The sequence below is a fragment of the Micromonospora sp. NPDC049580 genome (assembly GCF_040675595.1).
GTDB lineage: Bacteria > Actinomycetota > Actinomycetes > Mycobacteriales > Micromonosporaceae > Micromonospora.
Map to the genome: position 1 here is coordinate 1 of NZ_JBFAPG010000365.1, position 6,540 is coordinate 6,540.

A 6,540-nucleotide genomic window follows, 5' to 3' on the forward strand; every position below is an offset into this window, starting at 1 on the left:
GCAGGCCCTTTTCTTGATCCACTATTAGCTTTTGCTCTTACGGACAAAAGTTGCCACCGGAACGGTCGAAGCTCTGGACAGGCGGTGCGGAACGCTCCTACTGTGTCGGACACAACACCTCGGCGTTGCGTCGATGTGAACGAGTTCGATGAAGAGGTGAACTCCCCGGTGCGGACCGTCGAGCCCCTGCACGTCCGACTGTTGCGGTTGCTCCGCGACGAGGGAGCCGTGTCCCGCGCCGAGCTGGGCGACCGCCTCCAGATGCCCCGCCCGCGCCTGTTGGCCGAGCTGGACCGGCTGGTCGCCCTGGGTTACGTCGCCGAGGCCGGGCTCGCCGCCTCCCGGGGCGGGCGTCGCTCCACCCTGGTCGAGCTGAACCCGAAACTGCGCTTCGCGGCCGTCGACCTGGGCGCCAGCTCGATGGACGTCGAGGTGGTCAACGGTCGACTCGAACCGGTGGCCCACTACGCCGAGCCGGCCGACATCCGCAATGGACCGAAAGTGACCCTGCAACGGGTCAACGAGCTGCTGCACAAGGCCCGGGTCGACGGCGCGTACGAGCGGTTGGACGCGGTCGGCATCGGGGTGCCCGGCCCGGTCAGCTTCCGCGACGGTGTCCCGGTCTCGCCGCCGATCATGCCGGGCTGGGATCGGTTTCCGGTCCGCGAGCTGCTCAGCCGGGAGCACGGCTGCCCGGCGGTGGTCGACAACGACGTCAACATCATGGCGATCGGTGAGCGGCACGGCGGGGTCGCCCACTCGGTGGACGACTTCCTCTTCGTGAAGATCGGCACCGGTATCGGCTGCGGCATCTACCTGACCGGCGACGTCTACCGCGGCACCGACGGCTGCGCCGGGGACATCGGCCACATCCAGGTCGACTCGCACGGGCCGATGTGCTCGTGCGGGAACGTCGGATGTCTGGAGGCGCTGTTCAGTGGTGCCGCGCTGGCCAAGGAGGCGACCGCCGCCGCCCGCAGCGGGGCGTCGCCGGCACTGGCCGAGCGGCTGGGCCTGCGCGGCGTGGTGACCGCTCTGGACGTCGCCGAGGGCGCGGTCGAGGGCGACGTGACCTGTATCCAGCTGATCCGCGACGGCGGGCGACGGGTCGGCGGAGTCCTCGCCGGTCTGGTGAGCTTCACCAACCCGTCGATGATCGTGATCGGCGGTGGGCTGGCCCAACTCGGGCACATCCTGCTCGCCGAGATCCGCAGCGTGGTCTACCGCCGGTCGCTGCCGCTGGCCACCGGCAACCTGCCCGTCGTGCTGTCCGAGCTGGGTGGTCGGGCCGGCGTCGCCGGCGCGGCCGTGCTCGCCAGCGACGTCGCCTTCGGGGAAGCATCATGAGCGAGGAGGAGACCGTGGCCCTGTCCGACGAGACCGCCACCACCGGGTCGGCCGACGCCGACGCGCCGCTGGTCGAAGCTCCGCCCGACACCGTCGCGGGCGAGGTGGTCCTGCGCCTCACCGACGTGGTCAAGACCTTCCCCGGCGTACGCGCCCTTGACGGTGTGCAGCTCGAGGTACGCGCCGGAGAGGTGCACTGCCTGCTGGGGCAGAACGGCGCCGGCAAGTCCACCCTCATCAAGGTGCTGGCCGGAGTGCACCAACCGGATTCCGGGCTCGTCCAGTGGCGCGGCGAACCGGTCACCTTCGCCAACCCGCAGGCCGCCATGAAGGCCGGCATCGCCACCATCTACCAGGAACTCGACCTCGTCGAAGACCTCTCGGTCGCGGAGAACGCGTTCCTCGGGCACGAGTACCGCAGCCTCGGCTTCGTCCGGCGCGGCCGGATGGCCCGGCACACCCGGCAGATCCTCAGCCGGCTGGGTCACGGCGAGATCCCGCCCGGGCGGATGGTCCGCTCCCTGCCGGCGGCCGGCAAGCAGATCGTCAGCATGGCCCGGGCGCTGTCGCACGAGGCGCGACTGATCATCATGGACGAGCCGAGCGCGGTGCTGGCGCACGACGAGGTCGGCAACCTGTTCCGGATCATCCGCGAGCTGGCCGCGCAGGGCATCGCCGTCATCTACATCTCCCACCGTCTGGAGGAGATCCGCGAGATCGGCGACCGGGTCACCGTACTCAAGGACGGCCGGACCACGGCGGCGAACCTGCCGGCACGCGACACCCCGACCCGCGACCTGGTCAGCCGGATGACCGGCCGGACCATCGAGTACGTCTTCCCGGACCGGCCGGCCGACGACACCGCCGGCGCCGACCTGCTCCAGGTGGACGGGTTGACCCGCACCGGCGAGTTCGCCGACGTCTCGCTGAACGTGCGGGCCGGGGAGATCGTCGGCATCGCCGGCCTGGTCGGCTCCGGCCGGTCCGAGCTGCTGGAGACGATCTACGGCGCCCGGCTGGCGGAGGCTGGCACGGTGCGGATGGACGGCAAGGTGCTGCGCCCCGGCGTCGGTGCGGCGGTGCGGGCCGGCATGGGCATGGCCCCGGAGGAACGCAAGAGCCAGGCGCTGCTGCTCGGCGAGCCGATTTACCGCAACGTCACACTCGCCACCTTCGGCCGGTACGCGCGGCTCGGCTTCACCAACGCGGCGGCGGAACGCGCCGAGGCGGACCGGATCGCCGAGACCCTGGAACTGCGGCCCCGGGACGTCGACCGGCCGGTACGCACCCTGTCCGGCGGCAACCAGCAGAAGGTGGTGGTCGGCCGATGGTTGCTCGGCGGCACCAAGCTGCTGCTCCTCGACGAGCCCACCCGGGGCGTGGACGTGGGCGCCCGGGCCGAGCTGTACCAGGTCATCCGATCACTGGCCGCGCAGGGCGTCGGCGTGCTGCTGGTCTCCAGCGAGGTACCCGAGGTGCTGGGCCTCGCCGACCGGGTGCTGGTGATGCGGGAGGGCCGGGTCGTCCGCGAAGCCGCGGCCGGCGAACTCGACGAGAACACTGTGCTTGACCTCGTGATGGCGGGGTCCTTGATGGAAGGCGCACCGGCATGAGCGACGCGACTCCCACACCCACCGCGACACCGGAACGCCCACAGCTTCCGGCGCAGTCGCCGCCGGTGGACCCCGCGGAGACGGCGGTGACCAGCGACAAGGCCGCATCCACCGGCAAGCTCTCCTGGTGGCGGGGCGACGGCGGCGACGGCGCGAAGCGCAACCTCGGTCTGATCGGCGTGCTGGCCGCGCTCATCGTGGTCGGTGCGGTCACCAAGCCCGAGCTGTACGGCGACCCCACCTGGGTCTGGAACAACGTGCTGGCGATCCTCCAGCTCGCCTCGGTCGTCGGCGTGGTCACGGTCGGCATGACCTTCGTGATCATCGGCGGTGGCATCGACCTGTCGGTCGGAGCGATCGTCGCGCTGGCCGGGGTCTGGTGCACCACGGTGGCCACCCAGAGCTACGGCGCCGGCGGCATGATCTTCGCGGCCCTCGTGGTCGGCATCTGCGTCGGCCTGGTCAACGGCGTCCTCATCTCGTACGGCAGGTTGGTGCCCTTCATCGCGACCCTCGCGATGCTGGTGGCCGCGCGCGGCCTGGCGGCGTCGATCTCCAACAAGCAGACGCAGGTGTCGAGCAGCACGTTCATCAACGACATCGCGGCCCGCAAGGTGATCGGCATCCCGATCCTCGTCTACATCCTCGGCGCGGTGGTGGTGGCCGGGTGGGTCCTGCTCAACCGGACGACCTTCGGCCGGCGGACGGTCGCCGTGGGCGGTAACCCGGAGGCGGCCCGGCTGGCCGGCATCAACGTGCGCCGGCACACCATGCTGCTCTACGCGCTCTCCGGTCTGTGCTGCGGCATCGCCGCCATCATGCTCACCTCGCAGGCCACCTCGGCGCAGGCGGCGATGGCCAACCTGTACGAGCTGGACGCGATCGCCGCGGCGATCATCGGCGGGACGCTGCTGAGCGGGGGGCGCGGCACGATCGTCGGCTCGCTGCTGGGCGTCATCATCTTCGCCACGATCACGAACCTCTTCGCCATCAACGGCCTCTCCATCGAGGCGCAGAACATGGTCAAGGGCGGCATCATCGTCGCCGCCGTCTTGATCCAGCAGTTCCAGTTCAAGTCCGTCACTCGGCTCCTCGCGCGGAACAGGGTCACCACCGCAACCTGACGCACCGCACCGTTGTCCAGGCGACGTCGAGATCTTCGACAGTGGCCGGGCCTCGCACACCCTCATCCCTAAAAAACGCTCCCAGGAGGTCGTTCATGACCCAGCACAGTCGCGACCTGTCGCGCCGCCGGTTGCTCTTCGGTGGAGCCGCGGTCGGCGCCGCCACCCTCTTGACCGCCTGCACCAGCAACGAGACACCGGCCGCCAGCACCCAGACCAAGGCCGCCGGCAACGCCGAGGGCAACAACGCCCCGGGCAAGAAGGTCGTCATCGGCTTCTCCGCCCCGGCGGCCGACCACGGCTGGATGGGCGCCATCCACGCCAACGCCAAGGCCCAGGCCGCGGCGTACTCGGACGTGGAGTTCAAGGAGGTCGACGGCGGGTCGAACTCGGAGGCCCAGCGCTCCACGCTCGGCACCCTGATCGCCCAGAAGCCGGACATCATCGTCGTGCTGCCGCACGACGGCAAGGAGGTCAACGCCGTTGCCCTCCAGGCCATGCAGGCCGGCATCCCGATCGTCAACCTCGACCGGGCGTTCCCCGACGCGCTGGCCTCCCGGCTGGTGATCAAGGGTGACAACTACGGCATGGGCGTCTCGGCCGGGCACTTCATCGGCAAGCAGCTCAAGGACAAGGGCGTCACCAACCCGGTCATCGGTGAGATCGCCGGTCTGGAGATCCCGCTGACCGTCGAGCGCAGCGAGGGCTTCAAGGCGGCCCTGGCGACGTACGGGTTCAAGGTCACCAACCGTCGTTCGGCCGAGTTCACCCCGGACAGCGGCCAGCGCGAGGCGGCCCAGCTCCTCCAGGCGTTGCCGAAGATCGACGCAATCTGGAACCACGACGACGACCAGGGCATCGGTGTGCTCGCGGCCATCAAGCAGGCCAACCGGTCGGAGTTCTTCATGGTTGGCGGTGCCGGCTCCAAGCTCGCGATCGACGCGATCAAGGCCGATAACTCGGTGCTGAAGGCGACGGTGACCTACAACCCGTCGATGGCGTCCTCGGCGATCTCGCTGGCGCGGCTCATCGCGCAGGGTCGGGGCCTGGGCGACCTGACGGAGCTGCAGGTGCCCAAGGAAATGACCCTCGCCTCCGAGACGATCACCAAGGAGAACGCGAGCAGCTACGACAAGCTCGGGTTCTGACATACCGGGGGGAGACCCACCTTGTCCACGACAGACAGAGAACTGCGGATCGGCATGGTCGGTTACGCGTTCATGGGCGCCGCGCACTCGCAGGCGTGGCGCACCGTGAACCGCGTGTACGACCTGCCGGCACGGGCCAGAATGGCGCTGATCTGCGGCCGCGACACACCGAAGGTGGCCGAGGCCGCCGACCGGCTCGGCTGGGACGCGTACACGACGGACTGGCGTGACGTGATCAACTCCGCCGACATCGACGTGGTTGATATCTGCACACCCGGCGACAGTCACGCCGAGATCGCCCTCGCCGCACTGGCGGCCGGCAAGCACGTCCTGTGCGAGAAGCCGCTGGCCAACACAGTGGCGGAGGCACGGGCGATGACCGCCGCGGCGGACACCGCCCGCGCCGCCGGGGTGCGGTCGATGTGCGGGTTCAACTACCGCCGGGTCCCCGCGGTCACGATGATGCGCCAGATGGTCGCCGACGGACGACTCGGGGTGATCCGGCACGTCCGAGCGACGTACCTGCAGGACTGGATCGTGGACCCGCAGTTCCCGCTGGTCTGGCGGTTGCAGAAGGACAGGGCGGGCTCCGGCGCGCTCGGTGACATCGGTGCGCACATCATCGACCTGACGCAGTTCGTCGTCGGTCAGCGGATCACCGGCGTCAGCGCGATCACCGAGACGTTCGTGAAGGAGCGGCCGTTGCCGGCCGGGTCGAGCGGGTTGGCGGCCACGGTGGACGGCAGCGGATCGGTCGACGGCAACGGCTCGGCCACCGGGCCGGTCACCGTCGACGACGCCGCGATCTTCGTGGCCCGGCTCGACGGCGGCGCCCTGGCGACGTACGAGGCGAGCCGTTTCGCCACGGGCCGCAAGAACGCCCTCCGAGTCGAGATCAACGGCTCGCTGGGCAGCGTGGTCTTCGACCTGGAGCGCCTCAACGAGTTGGAGTTCTACGACGCCACCCGGCCTACCCTGGAACAGGGCTTCAGCCGGATCCTGGTGACCGAGAGCGACCACCCGTACATGTCGGCGTGGTGGCCGCCCGGCCACATCATCGGCTACGAGCACTCCTTCACCCATCAGATGCGCGATCTCATCGAGGCGATCGCCACCGGCACCGACCCGGCGCCCTCCTTCGCCGACGCGTTGCAGGTCCAGCTCGTGCTGGACGCGGTGACCCGTTCGGCGGACGTCGGTTCCTCCTGGACCGACGTGGAACCGGCGCTGACCGCGGTGGCCGTCTGACCCCCTGACCATCCGCGACGGCGGTGTTCGCGCCGCCGTCGCCCGACCGGCTTTCCGGAG

5 protein-coding genes are annotated in these 6,540 nt (G+C 69.8%); all 5 read left to right on the plus strand.

Annotated features, from left to right (window positions below):
* Positions 1-168: 168 nt before the first annotated feature.
* A complete protein-coding gene (locus AB0J68_RS24050; protein WP_354854610.1) occupies positions 169-1,347 on the plus strand; it encodes an ROK family protein in 1,179 nt (392 codons plus the stop codon).
* Positions 1,344-2,960 carry a sugar ABC transporter ATP-binding protein gene (locus tag AB0J68_RS24055; protein WP_354854608.1) on the plus strand — a complete coding sequence of 539 codons (1,617 nt, stop codon included), beginning with the start codon at positions 1,344-1,346 and terminating at the stop codon, positions 2,958-2,960. Before AB0J68_RS24050 ends, AB0J68_RS24055 begins: the two co-directional genes overlap by 4 nt.
* Positions 2,957-4,084, plus strand: coding sequence for an ABC transporter permease (locus AB0J68_RS24060; protein ID WP_354854606.1), 1,128 nt, complete (start codon positions 2,957-2,959; stop codon positions 4,082-4,084). Before AB0J68_RS24055 ends, AB0J68_RS24060 begins: the two co-directional genes overlap by 4 nt.
* A gap of 95 nt (positions 4,085-4,179) precedes the next feature.
* A complete protein-coding gene (locus AB0J68_RS24065; RefSeq protein ID WP_354854604.1) occupies positions 4,180-5,232 on the plus strand; it encodes a substrate-binding domain-containing protein in 1,053 nt (350 codons plus the stop codon).
* Between the two features lie 21 nt (positions 5,233-5,253).
* Entirely contained in the window at positions 5,254-6,480 is a 1,227-nt protein-coding gene (locus tag AB0J68_RS24070; RefSeq protein ID WP_355135274.1) for a Gfo/Idh/MocA family oxidoreductase, read from the plus strand.
* The last annotated feature ends 60 nt before the right edge of the window (positions 6,481-6,540 follow it).